Source organism: Pseudomonas sp. FP1762, assembly GCF_030687105.1.
Classification (GTDB): domain Bacteria; phylum Pseudomonadota; class Gammaproteobacteria; order Pseudomonadales; family Pseudomonadaceae; genus Aquipseudomonas; species Aquipseudomonas siliginis.
The window spans coordinates 5,279,167-5,294,413 of the sequence record NZ_CP117458.1; the positions used below are offsets into that span (position 1 = coordinate 5,279,167).

The 15,247-nt window shown below is 58.4% G+C and carries 17 protein-coding genes; 7 read left to right on the top strand and 10 right to left on the bottom strand.

Annotated elements, in window-relative coordinates; all coding sequences use genetic code 11:
- Window positions 1–106 precede the first annotated feature (106 nt).
- The 6 genes from PSH90_RS23575 to PSH90_RS23600 all read left to right on the top strand — a co-directional run bounded on the left by PSH90_RS23575 (window position 107) and on the right by PSH90_RS23600 (window position 4,583).
- Entirely contained in the window at window positions 107–688 is a 582-nt protein-coding gene (locus tag PSH90_RS23575; RefSeq protein WP_225914461.1) for a YjfI family protein, read from the top strand.
- Window positions 689–705: 17 nt separating this feature from the next.
- Window positions 706–1,404 (top strand): PspA/IM30 family protein, encoded by a 699-nt coding sequence (locus PSH90_RS23580; RefSeq protein WP_041477670.1) that lies wholly within the window; start codon window positions 706–708, stop codon window positions 1,402–1,404.
- A 208-nt stretch (window positions 1,405–1,612) separates the two neighbouring features.
- Window positions 1,613–2,263 (top strand): DUF2491 family protein, encoded by a 651-nt coding sequence (locus tag PSH90_RS23585; protein WP_125925897.1) that lies wholly within the window; start codon window positions 1,613–1,615, stop codon window positions 2,261–2,263.
- Window positions 2,264–2,278: 15 nt separating this feature from the next.
- The gene (locus PSH90_RS23590; protein ID WP_016772952.1) at window positions 2,279–2,704 is read left to right on the top strand and encodes a DUF350 domain-containing protein; all 426 of its coding nucleotides are present in this window, start codon (window positions 2,279–2,281) and stop codon (window positions 2,702–2,704) included.
- A gap of 18 nt (window positions 2,705–2,722) precedes the next feature.
- Window positions 2,723–3,424, top strand: a complete 702-nt coding sequence (locus PSH90_RS23595) for a DUF1190 domain-containing protein (RefSeq protein WP_305381624.1) — start codon at window positions 2,723–2,725, stop codon at window positions 3,422–3,424.
- 1 nt (window position 3,425) lies between these two features.
- Window positions 3,426–4,583, top strand: coding sequence for a glutathionylspermidine synthase family protein (locus tag PSH90_RS23600; RefSeq protein ID WP_305381626.1), 1,158 nt, complete (start codon window positions 3,426–3,428; stop codon window positions 4,581–4,583).
- A 198-nt stretch (window positions 4,584–4,781) separates the two neighbouring features.
- Here PSH90_RS23600 and PSH90_RS23605 read toward each other — a convergent pair whose 3' ends face one another.
- Both PSH90_RS23605 and PSH90_RS23610 read right to left on the bottom strand, forming a co-directional pair.
- Window positions 4,782–5,303 (bottom strand): single-stranded DNA-binding protein, encoded by a 522-nt coding sequence (locus PSH90_RS23605; RefSeq protein ID WP_041477666.1) that lies wholly within the window; start codon window positions 5,301–5,303, stop codon window positions 4,782–4,784.
- Between the two features lie 9 nt (window positions 5,304–5,312).
- Window positions 5,313–6,710 carry an MFS transporter gene (locus tag PSH90_RS23610; RefSeq protein ID WP_041477665.1) on the bottom strand — a complete coding sequence of 466 codons (1,398 nt, stop codon included), beginning with the start codon at window positions 6,708–6,710 and terminating at the stop codon, window positions 5,313–5,315.
- A 191-nt stretch (window positions 6,711–6,901) separates the two neighbouring features.
- Between PSH90_RS23610 and uvrA the strand changes: the two genes are divergently transcribed.
- Window positions 6,902–9,736, top strand: a complete 2,835-nt coding sequence (gene uvrA / locus PSH90_RS23615) for an excinuclease ABC subunit UvrA (RefSeq protein WP_041477664.1) — start codon at window positions 6,902–6,904, stop codon at window positions 9,734–9,736.
- 65 nt (window positions 9,737–9,801) lie between these two features.
- Here the strand turns inward: uvrA and bfr are convergent, their stop codons facing one another.
- The 8 genes from bfr to rpmJ form a co-directional block, all read right to left on the bottom strand.
- On the bottom strand, window positions 9,802–10,269 hold the full coding sequence (gene bfr, locus PSH90_RS23620; protein ID WP_016772947.1) for a bacterioferritin: 468 nt from the start codon (window positions 10,267–10,269) through the stop codon (window positions 9,802–9,804).
- A 149-nt stretch (window positions 10,270–10,418) separates the two neighbouring features.
- On the bottom strand, window positions 10,419–11,873 hold the full coding sequence (locus PSH90_RS23625) for a catalase (protein ID WP_305381627.1): 1,455 nt from the start codon (window positions 11,871–11,873) through the stop codon (window positions 10,419–10,421).
- A gap of 242 nt (window positions 11,874–12,115) precedes the next feature.
- Window positions 12,116–12,502 carry a 50S ribosomal protein L17 gene (gene rplQ, locus PSH90_RS23630; RefSeq protein WP_003176402.1) on the bottom strand — a complete coding sequence of 129 codons (387 nt, stop codon included), beginning with the start codon at window positions 12,500–12,502 and terminating at the stop codon, window positions 12,116–12,118.
- A 42-nt stretch (window positions 12,503–12,544) separates the two neighbouring features.
- Window positions 12,545–13,546: a DNA-directed RNA polymerase subunit alpha gene (gene rpoA, locus PSH90_RS23635; protein ID WP_016772946.1), complete on the bottom strand. Its 1,002-nt coding sequence runs from the start codon at window positions 13,544–13,546 to the stop codon at window positions 12,545–12,547.
- Window positions 13,547–13,568: 22 nt separating this feature from the next.
- Complete coding sequence (gene rpsD / locus PSH90_RS23640; RefSeq protein WP_003176404.1) at window positions 13,569–14,189, bottom strand: 30S ribosomal protein S4; 621 nt, start codon at window positions 14,187–14,189, stop codon at window positions 13,569–13,571.
- A gap of 18 nt (window positions 14,190–14,207) precedes the next feature.
- Window positions 14,208–14,597 carry a 30S ribosomal protein S11 gene (rpsK, locus tag PSH90_RS23645; protein ID WP_002555466.1) on the bottom strand — a complete coding sequence of 130 codons (390 nt, stop codon included), beginning with the start codon at window positions 14,595–14,597 and terminating at the stop codon, window positions 14,208–14,210.
- A 30-nt stretch (window positions 14,598–14,627) separates the two neighbouring features.
- A complete protein-coding gene (rpsM, locus tag PSH90_RS23650; RefSeq protein WP_003186020.1) occupies window positions 14,628–14,984 on the bottom strand; it encodes a 30S ribosomal protein S13 in 357 nt (118 codons plus the stop codon).
- A gap of 130 nt (window positions 14,985–15,114) precedes the next feature.
- Window positions 15,115–15,231, bottom strand: coding sequence for a 50S ribosomal protein L36 (gene rpmJ, locus PSH90_RS23655; RefSeq protein WP_002555468.1), 117 nt, complete (start codon window positions 15,229–15,231; stop codon window positions 15,115–15,117).
- Between the last annotated feature and the right edge of the window lie 16 nt (window positions 15,232–15,247).

Sequence of the window (15,247 nt, forward strand, 5' to 3'; positions counted from 1 at the left end):
TCATAACCGGATTCCAGCCATGACAAGCCGCACTCCGACGCCTGCCGCAGCCAGCCCCAAGGGCGAGCGTGGCAAGGCGTCGGCAAAAAAACCGTCGAGCTTCTACATGAAGCAGATGCGCGCAGGCCTGGCCGCCGCCGGTTATGTGAAACACGAAACTTGGGTGCTTCCGGAAAACCGAAGCTTGCTCAAGCAAATGGAGCAACAGCTACGCCAACCGATTCTGGCTGGCTCTTTCATGTCGGAGAAATACATGAGCGCAGGCAACAACTGGACCATCGACAGCCTCTTCAATGCCCTCAAGGCGCTGGACGAGGTGGCTTCCCAAGAGATTTCGCTGTCCCTGATCCAGAGCTCCGAGCCGAGCATCAAGCTGGAAATGAACGAATTCGGCGGCCTGCCGATTCACATCGCCCTGGCCGGCCAGCAGATCATCGTCGACACCGTGCTGGTGGACATCGATTCGATCAGCAATGTCCAGGCGTTCAACGATGCCGTGCTGCGCAGCCGCGAGATGTTCCCGCTGTCTTCGATCGGGATCGAATCGATGCCGAACGGGCAGACCGTCTACAACATGTTCGGCGCGCTCAGTGCTGATTCGAGCCTGACCAACGTAGTCACCGAGGTGAAAACCCTGGTCGACAACGTGCAGCGCGCCAGCGAAGCCTTCGAACACTTCTTCAAGTAATCAACAGGGAATATCCAATGACTCAGTCCATCTGGAGCAAGTTGTTCACCGCACTGCGCGGCGGCGCCAATGAAGTTGGCGAAGCCATCGCCGACCAGCAGGCCCTGCGCATCCTCGATCAGGAAATTCGCGACGCCGACACCGCGCTGTCCAATGCTCGCCGCGAACTGGTGACGATCATGGCCAAGCACAAACTGGCCGCCGACCGCGTCAGCGAATACGACGCCAAGATCAAGGACCTCGAAGCCAAGGCTGTGGCCGCGTTGAATGCCGGCCGCGAAGACCTGGCGCTGGAAGTGGCCGAAGCGATTTCGACCCTGACCAACGACCTCGCTGCCGAGAAGAAACTCAGCGATGAATTCGGCGCCTACGCCGACAACATGCGCAAAGACATCAGCAAAGCCGAATCGCGGATCAAGAGCCTGCGCCAGCAAGTGGACATGGCCAAGGCCCGCGATAGCGTGCAGAAAGCCCAGGTCAGCGCCTCGATTGCCAGCGGCGGCGCCAACGGCAAACTGGAAACCGCGGTCGGCACCCTGAACCGCCTGCAAGCCAAGCAGCAGCAACGCGCTGCCGAGCTGAGCGCAGCGGACGAACTGGCCGATGCCTCCACCGGCAACGACCTGGAACGCAAACTGCGCGACGCCGGCATCACGCCGAACGAAGGCAGCGCCAATGCGATCCTTGAGCGCCTGAAGCAGAAGTCCGCGCAGTAATGACTGAACGGTAACTTGTGGGAGCGAGCCTGCTCGCGAAAGCGTCGTGACAGTCAAATAATCGAGTGACTGACACAACCCATTCGCGAGCAGGCTCGCTCCCACATGGTTTTGCGGCGTAATTGCCCCTGCTCGTTCACCGCTTCGCCCGTTACACTACCGCCACTTTTTCACCCGAACACCTCCACCCGCTTCAAGGAACGTACCCATGGGATGGTTTAAAGACTTGCTCGGCACCAGCAATTGGCAGACCGCTGCGCCAACGACCACCGCCGCCAGCGGCCCACTGGGCATGGCTCAAGGCAAAGGCGTGCGCTTCGACACGACCCTGGCGTTGCTGCTGGAAGGCTCGACGTCGGTGCGGGTGCCATTCGATCAAGCGGTGTGGAGCGCCGGCTGGGTCGATCTCGGCCAGTCCAACAAATTGCACCGCTATTACATGAACGACGAGGATTTCTGGGTGCAGATCCACGTCACCGGCGATGATCAGGTCGAGTCGGTCACCCTGTTCAATTACATCAGCTATGTGACGGTCAACAGTGACGCCGAACTGCAGCGTCTGGCCGGCCCCAACAGCCTGATCGGTCTGCCGACCTACCACCACGACGGTGTTGAATACACCCGCGAATGGGGCACCGAACTGCATCAGACTGAACTGGTGCCAATGACCGAACACGTGGTCAATCCGGACGAGTCCTACACCATCAAGCACCACGCCATGCTGTATGCCCGCGACACCGGCCTGACCGATCGCCGCGAACTGCTGCTGTTCTCCGTCGAACAGGACGAAGAAGGCACCGTCAGCCTGAGCACCTCGCTGGGCATCTCGCTGTACACGACTGATTTGAGCGCCATTTAAAAAAGGAAGTTTTTCATGCTGGAAGTCTTGGCCGTTTCTCTGAACAAAACCGCGCTGGTCGGTTTTGTCGTCTACCTGATCGGCGCCGTGTTGCTGTTCATGCTGTTTCAATTCGTCTACACGCGCATCACCGCGCACAAGGAATTCGAGCTGATCCGCGCCGGCAACACTGCCGCCGCCATTGCCCTGTCCGGGGCAATCATCGGTTTCGCGATTCCGGCGAGCAACGTGATCGCCTACTCGGTCAACGTGCTCGACTTTGTCCTCTGGGCGGTCATCGCCGCCGTTGTGCAATTGCTGGCGTTTGTCGCTACCGGGCTGGTGCTCAAGGGCACTTCCCAGCGCATCGCCAACGGCGAAGTGGCGGCCGGCATCTATGTGGCTGCCGTGGCGATCAGCGTCGGCATGCTCAATGCCGCGTGCATGACCCCGTCCCACTGACCGGCAGGAAGCCTCTCGATGAAACGCAGCAAATACGTGCAATTGTCCCTCGCCGCATCGGTGGCGATCGCGATTTCCGGTGAAGCAGCGGCGCTGGATCAGCCGCGCAATTTCCAGAGCGTTGAACAGTGTGTCGACGCCGAATTGGCCGCCGATCTCTGCTCCAGCGCCTACGTCGCCGCCCTGAACGAGCACCGGCGCATCGCCCCGGCTTACACCGACAAGGCCAAGTGCGACGCAGACTTTGCCGCTGGCTGGTGTCAGAAAAATTCCGATGGCCGTTTCGTGCCGAAACTCGGCGGCTTCAAAGTGCCGGGCAATGCCGAGACGCCGCAGGATCTCGATGCCATCGCCAATTCGCAAATGCCGGCGGGCGACACCACCACCAGCAGCAGTGCCAGCCACGGCGGCTCGCACTATTCCGGTGGTTCAGGTGGCGGCGGCAATGGCTGGCTGACCGGCTGGCTGATCGGCAACGCAATGAGCAACAACGCCGAGCGCACCGTTTACCGTGATCGCGAAACGCGCCAGCCGTACAACACCTCAACGCAGTACCGCCGAGCTGACACAACCTCGCGCAGCCAGTCGGATTACGAGAGCAGCAAGAGCAAACCGGTGAACGTTGCGTCGTCGACTTCGCGCGGCGGTTTCGGCAGCCAGTCGAGTGCCCGCAGCGGTTGGGGTGGCTGGGGCAGCAGTTCCGGACGCTCGAGCAGCTGACATGAAAAAGATCCACTGCGCCGAGCGCCCCGACTGGAAACACACCGCCGAAAGCCTCGGTTTCCTGTTCCACACCATCGACGACGAACCGTACTGGGACGAAAGCGCCTACTACCAGTTCAGCCTCGCGCAGATCGAAAACGATCTGGAAGACCCGACTACCGAACTGCACGAGATGTGCATGGATCTGGTTGATCGCGTGGTCAACAGCGAGGAGTTGCTCGATCGCCTGAGTATCCCGGCGGCGTACTACGACATGATCCGCACCTCCTGGCGCGAGGGTCATCCGCATCTGTACGGTCGCATGGACTTTTCCTACAGCGGCAACGGGCCGGCGAAACTGTTGGAGCTCAACTACGACACGCCGACCAGCCTCTATGAGGCGGCGGCGTTTCAATGGGGCTGGCTGGAACAGTGCATCGAGCGTGGCACGCTGCCGCCACATGCTGACCAGTTCAACAGCATCGACACCAAGCTGCATCAGGCCTTCGCCGAGTTGCAGTTGAAGCGGCCGTTCTACTTTGCGTCGATGAAGGATTCGGTCGAGGACAAAGGCACCACCGATTACCTGCGGCTGATCGCGGAAAAGGTCGGCATCGAATCACGCCACATCGATATCGAAGACATTGGCCTGACGGCTGAAGGTCGTTTCGTCGATCTGCAGGATCGCTGGATCCCGCACCTGTTCAAGCTGCACGCCTGGGAATTCATCTTCCACGAGCCGTTCGGCGCAGTGATCGCCGAATGCGATACGCAGTTTTTCGAACCGGCGTGGAAGGCGATTCTGTCGAACAAAGGTGCGCTGCCTTTGCTGTGGGAGTTGCACCAAGGCCATCCGAATCTGCTCGCTGCGCACCTTGATCCGAATCCGCAGAGCGCGGTGCCGAAGGGCTGGGTGCGCAAGCCGTACTTTTCCCGCGAAGGCGCCAACATCGAGCTGCAAACGACGGAAGGTCTGATCGTCAAAGAGGACGGGCCTTACACCGATGCGCCGTTCATCCTGCAGGAGTTCGCACCGCTGCCGAATTTTGGCGACAGCTACACGCTGATTGGCTCGTGGGTGATTGGTGATGAGGCGGCAGGGATTGGTGTGCGTGAAGACAATAGTCTGATCACCAAGGATTCAAGTCGATTTTTGCCGCACCTGATCCTCGACTGAAACAATTCCTCATGTAGGAGCTGACGAGTGCAACGAGGCTGCGATCTTTTGATCTTCAGAAGCAACGTCAAAAGATCGCAGCCTCGTTGCACTCGTCAGCTCCTACAGGTGATAGGGGTCGCGCTGAAATAGCCTCACAAAAAAGGCCCGTCGTTTAAGCGACGGGCCTTTTTCATTCAAGACGGTTACAGCGGCAAATCAGAACGGAATATCGTCATCGAAGCTGTCGAAATCCGGAGCCGGTTGCGGTGCGGCCTGCTGCGGTGCTTGCGGAGCCGAACGCTGCTGTGGAGCCGACTGCTGCGGGCGCGGTGCCTGCTGACGTGGCGCCTGCTGCTGGTAGTTGTTGCCGCCGCCTTGCTGGTCGCCCTGTTGTGGACGGCCGCCGAGCAGTTGCATGGTGCCTTGCATGTCGACCACGATTTCAGTGGTGTAACGCTTGATGCCGTCCTTTTCCCACTCGCGGGTCTGCAGCTTGCCTTCGATGTAGACCTGCGAACCCTTGCGCAGGTATTCACCGGCGATCTCGGCAACCTTGCCGAACATCGATACGCGGTGCCATTCGGTCTTCTCGACCTTCTGACCGGTCTGCTTGTCGGTCCATTGTTCGCTGGTGGCCAGACTCAGGTTGGTCACGGCATTACCGTTAGGCAGGTAGCGAACTTCGGGATCCTGGCCGCAAGTGCCGACCAATATGACTTTGTTAACCCCACGGGCCATAACGTTCTCCTAAGCGTCGCACGCAGCCCCGGCCGGGTTGTTGACCAGGCGTTCGAGGGTGGTGCGATCCACTAATTCTTTGTCCAGTTTGATGTAAACAGCCGCCTCTTCGGCGACTATCACTGCATCTGTTACCCCTACCAGGGCCTTGAGGCGCTCGACCAGACCCGCTTCGCGGATCGCTTCGGGCGACAACGGCAAGCGCAGGCTCGTCACGTAGGGAGGTTCGCGCATGGTAACAGCAAAGGCCAGCCAAAGTGCAGCCAGCGCGGCGCATCCGAGGAACACAACCGACAGACCGCCATGCTGGAACAACCAGCCGCCGAGTATCCCGCCGAGTGCCGAACCGAGGAACTGGCTGGTGGAGTACACGCCCATGGCCGTGCCCTTGCCGCCTGCCGGTGAAACCTTGCTGATCAGCGACGGCAACGATGCCTCGAGCAGATTGAACGCGGTGAAAAACACCACCGTACCGATCACCAGAGCACGCAGGCTGTCGCCGAACTGCCAGAAGAATAGTTCAGTCAGCATCAATGTCATGACGGCGCCGAGCAAAACTCGTTTCATTTTGCGTTTCTTCTCGCCGTAGATAATGAACGGGATCATGGCGAAGAACGAAATCAGCAGCGCGGTGAGGTAGACCCACCAGTGCTGTTCCTTGGGCAAACCGGCTTTTTCCACCAGTGCCAGCGGCAAGGCGACGAAGCTCGACATCAACATGGCATGTAACACAAAGATGCCCAGATCCAGGCGCAGCAGGTCCGGGTGCTTGAGCGTCGGCATCAGTGCCTGCCGGGCGACGCCGGACTCACGGTGCTGCAACGGCCCGGTGGATTGCGGCACCATGAACATGATGATCAGGATGCCGACCAGCGCCATGGCGCCAGTGGCGAGGAACAGCCCGGACAGCCCGAACGCACTGGTCAGTAACGGCCCGACCACCATGGCCACGGCGAACGACAGGCCGATGGTCATGCCGATCATCGCCATGGCTTTGGTCCGATGCTGCTCGCGGGTCAGGTCGGAAAGCAGCGCCATCACCGCTGCGGAAATCGCCCCGGCGCCCTGCAGGATTCGCCCGGCGATCACGCCCCAGATCGAATCGGCCTGGGAAGCCAGAACACTGCCGAGAGCGAAGACGATCAGGCCGAGGTAGATCACCGGCCGGCGACCGATGCGGTCGGAAATGATCCCGAACGGAATCTGGAAAATTGCCTGGGTCAGACCGTAAGCGCCAATCGCCAGCCCGATCAGGGCCGGGGTCGCTCCCGCCAGATCCATGCCATAGGTCGCCAGCACCGGCAACACCATGAACATGCCAAGCATACGGAAGGCGAACACCAGGGCCAGACCGCTCGCCGCGCGGGTCTCGCTGCCACTCATGCGTTCGCTGTGGGGATCGTGCATGGAAAAACCTCGTGTGAACCGGCGGCGATTCTACCAGTCCCATCGGAAGACGGGGTATATCGCGACGCTATGACGCGTATAGATGAAACTCTCTTCATGAACGGCAAAACGCCCTTCGTTTGATAGTGTGCATCCATCCAGTATTTGCCCGTATACTCCTACGTTTTCGACGCCCGCCAAGCGAGGCCACTTTGGACAAGATCCTGATACGTGGGGCCCGTACCCACAACCTGAAGAACATCGACCTGACCCTGCCACGGGACAAACTGATCGTCATCACCGGCCTGTCCGGATCCGGCAAGTCGTCCCTGGCGTTCGACACGCTGTATGCCGAAGGTCAGCGCCGCTATGTCGAATCGCTGTCGGCCTATGCCCGGCAGTTCCTGTCGATGATGGAAAAACCCGACGTCGACACCATCGAAGGCCTGTCGCCGGCGATCTCCATCGAACAAAAGTCGACCTCGCACAACCCGCGTTCGACGGTCGGCACCATCACCGAAATCTACGACTACCTGCGCTTGCTCTATGCCCGCGTGGGTACGCCGCGTTGCCCGGATCACGACATTCCGCTGGAGGCGCAGACCGTCAGCCAGATGGTCGATCTGGTGCTGGCGCAGCCGGAAGGCAGCAAACTCATGCTGCTGGCGCCGGTGATCCGCGAACGCAAAGGCGAACACCTGTCGGTCTTCGAAGAATTGCGTGCGCAAGGTTTCGTCCGCGCTCGGGTCAACGGACGCATTTGCGAGCTCGACGAGCTGCCGAAGCTGGATAAACAGAAGAAGCATTCGATCGATGTGATCGTTGACCGCTTCAAGGTCCGCGCCGATCTGCAGCAGCGCCTCGCCGAGTCTTTCGAGACTGCGCTGAAACTCGCCGACGGCATTGCCCTGGTCGCGCCGATGGACGACGAGCCCGGCGAAGAAATGATCTTCTCCGCACGCTTCGCCTGCCCGATCTGCGGCCATGCGATCAGCGAGCTGGAACCCAAGCTGTTTTCCTTCAACAACCCGGCCGGCGCCTGCCCGACCTGTGATGGCCTGGGTGTGAAGCAGTTCTTCGACATCAAGCGTCTGGTCAATGGCGAGCTGACCCTGGCCGAGGGCGCGATCCGTGGCTGGGACCGGCGCAACGTCTATTACTTCCAGATGCTTGGCTCGCTCGCCTCGCACTACAAATTCAGTCTGGACAAGCCCTTCAACGAGCTGAGCGCCGAGCAGCAGAAGTTCATCCTGCATGGCAGCGGCTCGCAGAACGTCGACTTCAAATACCTGAACGACCGTGGCGACATCGTCAAACGCTCGCACCCGTTCGAAGGCATCGTGCCGAATCTTGAGCGCCGCTATCGCGAAACCGAATCGGCGAGCGTGCGCGAAGAGCTGGCCAAGTTCCTCAGCCATCAGGCCTGCCCGGATTGCCGTGGCACGCGTCTGCGCCGCGAAGCCCGGCACGTCTGGGTCGGCGAGAAAACCCTGCCGGCAGTGACTAATCTGCCGATCGGCGATGCCTGTGAATACTTCGGTGCGCTGAAGATGACAGGGCGACGCGGCGAGATCGCCGACAAGATCCTCAAGGAAATCCGCGAGCGTCTGCAATTTCTGGTCAACGTCGGCCTCGACTATCTGTCGCTGGATCGCAGTGCCGACACATTGTCCGGTGGCGAGGCGCAACGGATTCGTCTGGCAAGCCAGATTGGCGCCGGTCTGGTCGGCGTTCTGTATATCCTCGATGAACCATCCATTGGCTTGCATCAGCGCGACAACGACCGGCTGCTCGGTACGCTCAAGCATTTGCGCGATATCGGCAACACGGTGATCGTGGTCGAGCATGATGAAGACGCGATTCGTCTGGCTGACTATGTCGTCGATATCGGCCCGGGCGCCGGTGTGCACGGCGGGCAGATCGTTGCCGAGGGCACGCCGGACGAAGTCATGGCACACCCTGATTCGCTGACCGGCAAATACCTGTCCGGCCGGGTGAAGATCGAAGTGCCGGCCAAACGCACGCCGCGCAACAAGAAGCTCAACCTGTCGCTCAAAGGTGCGCGCGGCAACAATCTGCGCAATGTCGATCTGGACATCCCGATCGGCTTGCTGACTTGCGTGACTGGCGTATCCGGTTCGGGCAAATCGACACTGATCAACAACACGCTGTTCCCGCTGAGCGCCACGGCGCTCAATGGTGCGACCACGCTGGAAGCGGCCGCACATGACAGCATCAAAGGTCTGGAACATCTCGACAAAGTCGTCGACATCGACCAGAGCCCGATCGGTCGTACGCCGCGTTCCAACCCCGCGACCTATACCGGGCTGTTCACGCCGATCCGCGAACTGTTTGCCGGCGTGCCCGAGTCGCGCTCCCGGGGTTACGGCCCGGGGCGTTTCTCGTTCAACGTCAAGGGCGGTCGCTGCGAAGCGTGCCAGGGCGATGGCCTGATCAAGGTGGAGATGCACTTCCTGCCGGACATCTACGTGCCCTGCGATGTGTGCAAGAGCAAGCGCTACAACCGCGAAACCCTTGAGATCAAATACAAGGGCAAGAGCATCCACGAAACCCTCGAAATGACCATCGAGGAAGCTCGGGAGTTCTTCGATGCAGTGCCGGCACTGGCGCGCAAGCTGCAAACGCTGATGGATGTCGGCCTGTCCTACATCAAGCTCGGGCAGTCGGCGACGACCCTGTCCGGCGGTGAAGCACAGCGGGTCAAGTTGTCGCGCGAGCTGTCCAAACGCGATACGGGCAAAACCCTGTATATCCTCGATGAGCCAACCACCGGTTTGCACTTTGCGGATATCCAGCAGCTGCTCGACGTCCTGCATCGCCTGCGCGACCACGGCAACACTGTGGTGGTCATCGAGCACAACCTCGATGTGATCAAGACCGCTGACTGGCTGGTGGACCTCGGTCCTGAAGGCGGTTCCAAAGGCGGGCAGATCATTGCCACCGGTACGCCGGAGGAAGTCGCCGAGATGAAGCAGTCTCACACCGGCCATTACCTCAAGCCACTGCTGATCCGCGATCGGGCTTAACTGCCAGGCATGAAAAAGCCCCTGTCACCGTTGAGGTGCCAGGGGCTTTTTTGTAGCTGGTGCAATCAGGACGCGTGGGATTGCAGGTAGTTCTCGAGACCGATCAGCTTGATCAGGCCCAACTGCTTTTCCAGCCAGTAGGTGTGATCTTCTTCGGTGTCGTTGAGCTGAACCCGCAGAATTTCGCGACTGACGTAGTCCTTGTGTTGCTCGCAAAGTTCGATGCCTTTGCACAGCGCAGCGCGGACTTTGTACTCGAGGCGCAGATCAGCTTCGAGCATCGTAGGCACCGTGGTGCCGACGTCCAGATCATCCGGACGCATGCGCGGCGTGCCTTCGAGCATCAGAATCCGCCGCATCAATGCATCGGCGTGGCCGGCTTCTTCTTCCATCTCGTGGTTGATTCGCTCGTAGAGCTTGGTGAACCCCCAGTCCTCATACATCCGCGAATGAACGAAATATTGGTCACGCGCGGCCAGTTCGCCGGTCAGCAACGTATTGAGGTAATCGATTACATCTGGGTGGCCTTGCATCGCCCTACATCTCCCTTCCTGAAAGTCTGTAGTTTGAACCAACCTGACTGGAAGGTCACTCACCGCACGCAATAAAAGCGAAGATATTCTGAGAAAAGCAGGCCAAATAACGCAAAAACCGCCCAAATGAGGGCGGTTCTGCTTCTCGTTTAGACTTCGTTAAGCTGTAGGCTGAGCAGCTTTGCGATTGCTTCTCCATACGCTGGATCGGCTTTGTAGAAATGCTGCAACTGACGATCGACGACGTCGCTGGAAACACCCGCCATCGCACCGGCAATGTTGCTAACCAGCAGCGCTTTTTGCTCGTCGCTCATCAAGCGGAACAAGGCACCGGCATGGCTGTAGTAGTCGGTGTCTTCGCGATGATCATAACGATCAGCGGCACCGCTCAAGGCCAGCGCTGGCTCCGCGTAATGCGGCGCTTGCTTCGGCGATTCAACGTAGCTGTTCGGTTCATAGTTAGGCGTCGCGCCGCCGTTGCTGCCGAACGCCATAGAGCCGTCACGCTGATAAGTATTCACAGGGCAGCGCGGAGCGTTCACCGGCAATTGCTGGTGGTTGGTGCCCACACGGTAGCGGTGCGCGTCAGCGTAGGCGAATACACGACCTTGCAGCATGCGGTCTGGCGACAGACCCACGCCTGGCACCATGTTGCTCGGGCCAAATGCAGCCTGCTCGACTTCAGCGAAGTAGTTCAACGGGTTGCGATTCAACTCCAGCTCACCAACTTCGATCAGCGGAAACTCTTTCTGCGACCAGGTCTTGGTCACATCAAACGGATTCTCATAATGAGCCGCCGCCTGCGCTTCGGTCATGATCTGAATGCACACGCGCCATTTCGGAAATTCACCGCGCTCGATCGCTTCGAACAGATCACGCTGCGCATAGTCCGGGTCGGTACCCGCCAAACGGGCGGCGTCGGCCGGCGTCAGGTTCTTGATGCCCTGCTGAGTCTTGTAGTGCCACTTTACCCAGTGACGCTCGCCTTTGGCGTTGATCAGGCTGTAAGTGTGACTGCCGAAGCCGTGCATATGGCGATAGCCGTCAGGGATGCCACGATCAGAAAACAGGATGGTGACCTGGTGCAACGCTTCAGGCGAATGCGACCAGAAATCCCACATCATCTGCGCGCTTTTCAGGTTGCTTTGCGGCAGACGTTTTTGCGTATGGATAAAGTCCGGAAACTTCAGCGGATCGCGGATGAAGAACACTGGCGTGTTGTTGCCAACGATGTCCCAATTGCCTTCCTCGGTGTAGAACTTCAAGGCGAAGCCGCGCGGATCGCGCTCAGTGTCGGCCGAACCACGCTCGCCACCTACGGTAGAAAAGCGCAGAAAGGCTGGCGTTTGTTTGCCTACCGACTCGAACAACTTCGCACTGGTGTATTCAGTGATGTCACGGGTGACAGTGAACGTACCGTAAGCGCCCGAACCTTTAGCGTGGACACGGCGCTCAGGAATGTTTTCACGGTTGAAGTGCGCGAGTTTTTCGATCAGATGGAAATCGTCGAGAAGCAGCGGACCGCGTGGGCCGGCGGAACGGGAATTCTGGTTATCAGCGACTGGCGCGCCATTGGCGGTTGTAAGCGTCTTGGTCTGGCTCATGCGGTCTTCTTCCTCTGTCAGTCTTGAACTGCCGGCTAATGGGCTTGGCGGGAAGTATTGATCATGGACGTTACAGCTACAAATTCATTAACCTGCAAGCATCGATAGATAATTACTAATTATGTTTTTCCCGGCACATAGTGGCAGTTCAGCCATGTCAGAAACTTGTATGGACGGCGCATTTCTTACGGGCACAAAAAAAACCGGGCACTAGGCCCGGTTCTTTGTTTCAGACTGACGTCTTACTCGGCGGATACAGCTTCGCCAGCAGTAGCACGATCAACCAACTCGACGTACGCCATAGGCGCGTTGTCGCCAGCGCGGAAACCGCACTTGAGGATGCGCAGGTAGCCACCCTCACGGGTAGCGTAACGCTTGCCCAGGTCGTTGAAGAGCTTACCAACGATAGCTTTCGAACGAGTACGGTCGAAAGCCAGACGGCGGTTAGCCAGGCTGTCTGTCTTGGCCAGAGTGATCAGCGGCTCGGCAACGCGGCGCAGTTCTTTGGCTTTTGGCAGAGTAGTTTTGATCAGCTCGTGCTCGAACAGCGACACCGCCATGTTTTGGAACATGGCCTTGCGGTGCGAGCTGGTGCGGCTCAGGTGACGACCACTTTTACGATGACGCATGGTTCATTCCTTACCAAACACTACGTTCGGTGATTACGACGATCAGGCAGTCGCCTTGTCGTCCTTCTTAAGACTTGCAGGCGGCCAGTTGTCGAGGCGCATGCCGAGGGACAGACCGCGGGAGGCCAGAACGTCCTTGATTTCAGTCAAGGATTTCTTGCCCAGGTTCGGAGTCTTCAACAGCTCTACTTCGGTACGCTGAATCAGGTCGCCGATGTAGTAGATGTTTTCCGCCTTAAGGCAGTTAGCCGAACGTACAGTCAGTTCCAGATCGTCAACCGGGCGAAGCAGGATCGGATCGATCTCGTCTTCCTGCTCGACAACCAGCGGCTCACTTTCACCTTTGAGGTCGACGAACGCAGCCAGCTGCTGTTGCAGGATGGTTGCAGCGCGACGGATAGCCTCTTCAGGATCCAGGGTACCGTTGGTTTCCAGATCAATAACCAGCTTGTCCAGGTTGGTACGCTGCTCGACACGGGCGTTTTCCACCACGTAAGCGATACGGCGAACCGGGCTGAACGAAGAGTCGAGCTGCAAGCGACCGATGCTGCGGCTTTCGTCTTCATCGCTCTGACGCGAGTCGGCTGGTTCATAACCACGACCACGAGCTACGGTGAGCTTCATGTTCAGGGCGCCGTTAGACGCCAGGTTAGCGATTACGTGATCGGGATTAACGATCTCGACATCATGATCCAGCTGAATATCGGCAGCGGTAACCACCCCCGAACCCTTCTTCGACAAGGTCAGCGTAACTTCGTCACGACCGTGCAGCTTGATGGCCAGACCTTTAAGGTTCAACAGGATTTCAATTACGTCTTCCTGTACACCTTCGATGGCGCTGTACTCGTGGAGCACACCGTCAATCTCGGCCTCGACTACTGCGCAGCCGGGCATTGAGGACAACAGGATGCGGCGCAGCGCGTTGCCCAGGGTGTGGCCAAAACCACGCTCGAGAGGCTCGAGAGTGATCTTGGCGCGGGTTGGACTGACAACCTGCACATCAATGTGGCGGGGTGTCAGGAACTCATTTACCGAAATCTGCATGGATGCACCTATTTTCTAGCCCTTACTTGGAGTAGAGCTCGACAATCAGGCTTTCGTTGATGTCGGCGGACAGATCACTGCGAGCAGGAACGTTCTTGAAAACGCCCGACTTCTTCTCAGTGTCTACTTCTACCCATTCTACGCGGCCACGTTGGGCACACAGATCGAGAGCTTGGACAATGCGAAGCTGGTTTTTTGCTTTCTCGCGAACTGCAACCACGTCACCAGCACGAACCTGATACGACGGAACGTTTACGGTCTGACCGTTAACGCTGATCGACTTGTGCGATACCAGTTGACGGGATTCGGCACGAGTCGAACCAAAGCCCATACGGTATACAACGTTGTCCAGACGGCATTCGAGCAGTTGCAGCAGGTTTTCACCGGTTGCACCTTTCTTGCCAGCAGCTTCTTTGTAGTAGCCGCTGAACTGACGCTCGAGAACGCCGTAGATACGACGGACCTTCTGCTTTTCACGCAGTTGGGTGCCGTAGTCGGACTGGCGACCGCGGCGCTGGCCGTGGATACCAGGTGCTGCTTCAATGTTGCACTTCGATTCGATCGCGCGCACGCCGCTCTTCAGGAAGAGATCGGTGCCTTCGCGACGAGCGAGTTTGCATTTTGGACCAATGTAACGAGCCATTCTTTACAATCTCCTGGATTACACGCGGCGCTTCTTCGGCGGACGGCACCCGTTGTGCGGGATTGGCGTCACGTCGGTGATGCTGGCGATCTTGTAGCCACAGCCGTTCAAAGCGCGGACTGCGGATTCACGACCTGGACCTGGACCCTTGACGTTGACGTCGAGGTTTTTCAGGCCGTATTCCAGCGCAGCTTGACCAGCACGTTCAGCAGCTACTTGAGCAGCGAACGGGGTGGACTTGCGGGAACCGCGGAAACCCGAACCACCGGAGGTAGCCCAGGAAAGAGCGTTACCTTGACGGTCGGTAATGGTCACGATGGTGTTGTTAAAAGATGCATGGATGTGGGCGATGCCATCAACCACTGTCTTTTTAACTTTTTTACGAGGACGAGCAGCAGGTTTTGCCATGATTAAATTCCTGTCGATTCGCTGGGGCGATTACTTGCGGATCGGCTTACGCGGACCTTTACGGGTACGCGCGTTGGTCTTGGTACGCTGACCGCGTACTGGCAGACCACGACGATGACGCAGACCGCGATAGCAACCGAGGTCCATCAAGCGCTTGATTTTCATGTTGATTTCGCGACGCAGGTCACCTTCAGTGGTGAACTTCGCCACTTCGCCACGCAGCTGTTCAATTTGCTCGTCGCTCAGATCTTTGATCTTTGCTGCTGGGTTTACCCCAGTCACTGCACAGATCTTCTGCGCAGTAGTGCGACCAACACCATAGATGTAGGTCAGCGAGATAACAGTATGCTTGTTATCTGGAATGTTAACGCCTGCAATACGGGCCATTCAGTGGGACTCCAATTGACAGCTACCTACGCCCCGGAAGCCAAGAAATAGGGCGCGAGATAATATCGCTGTAATAACAAATAATCAACCCGGTAGCGCACTAGCTACCGGGCTTGAAGCACAATCACACTCAGCCTTGGCGCTGTTTGTGACGCGGTTCCGCGCTGCAAATTACTCGAACAACACCTTCGCGGCGAATAATCTTGCAGTTACGGCACAGCTTTTTCACCGATGCACGAACTTTCATCACCAACTCCTCGAAC

Coding starts and splice junctions, on each gene's coding strand:
- PSH90_RS23575 (WP_225914461.1), top strand. CDS start 107: ATGAAGCAGATGCGCGCAGGCCTGGCCGCCGCCGGTTATGTGAAACAC.
- PSH90_RS23580 (WP_041477670.1), top strand. CDS start 706: ATGACTCAGTCCATCTGGAGCAAGTTGTTCACCGCACTGCGCGGCGGC.
- PSH90_RS23585 (WP_125925897.1), top strand. CDS start 1,613: ATGGGATGGTTTAAAGACTTGCTCGGCACCAGCAATTGGCAGACCGCT.
- PSH90_RS23590 (WP_016772952.1), top strand. CDS start 2,279: ATGCTGGAAGTCTTGGCCGTTTCTCTGAACAAAACCGCGCTGGTCGGT.
- PSH90_RS23595 (WP_305381624.1), top strand. CDS start 2,723: ATGAAACGCAGCAAATACGTGCAATTGTCCCTCGCCGCATCGGTGGCG.
- PSH90_RS23600 (WP_305381626.1), top strand. CDS start 3,426: ATGAAAAAGATCCACTGCGCCGAGCGCCCCGACTGGAAACACACCGCC.
- PSH90_RS23605 (WP_041477666.1), bottom strand. CDS start 5,303: ATGGCCCGTGGGGTTAACAAAGTCATATTGGTCGGCACTTGCGGCCAG.
- PSH90_RS23610 (WP_041477665.1), bottom strand. CDS start 6,710: ATGCACGATCCCCACAGCGAACGCATGAGTGGCAGCGAGACCCGCGCG.
- bfr (WP_016772947.1), bottom strand. CDS start 10,269: ATGCAAGGCCACCCAGATGTAATCGATTACCTCAATACGTTGCTGACC.
- PSH90_RS23625 (WP_305381627.1), bottom strand. CDS start 11,873: ATGAGCCAGACCAAGACGCTTACAACCGCCAATGGCGCGCCAGTCGCT.
- rplQ (WP_003176402.1), bottom strand. CDS start 12,502: ATGCGTCATCGTAAAAGTGGTCGTCACCTGAGCCGCACCAGCTCGCAC.
- rpoA (WP_016772946.1), bottom strand. CDS start 13,546: ATGCAGATTTCGGTAAATGAGTTCCTGACACCCCGCCACATTGATGTG.
- rpsD (WP_003176404.1), bottom strand. CDS start 14,189: ATGGCTCGTTACATTGGTCCAAAATGCAAACTCGCTCGTCGCGAAGGC.
- rpsK (WP_002555466.1), bottom strand. CDS start 14,597: ATGGCAAAACCTGCTGCTCGTCCTCGTAAAAAAGTTAAAAAGACAGTG.
- rpsM (WP_003186020.1), bottom strand. CDS start 14,984: ATGGCCCGTATTGCAGGCGTTAACATTCCAGATAACAAGCATACTGTT.
- rpmJ (WP_002555468.1), bottom strand. CDS start 15,231: ATGAAAGTTCGTGCATCGGTGAAAAAGCTGTGCCGTAACTGCAAGATT.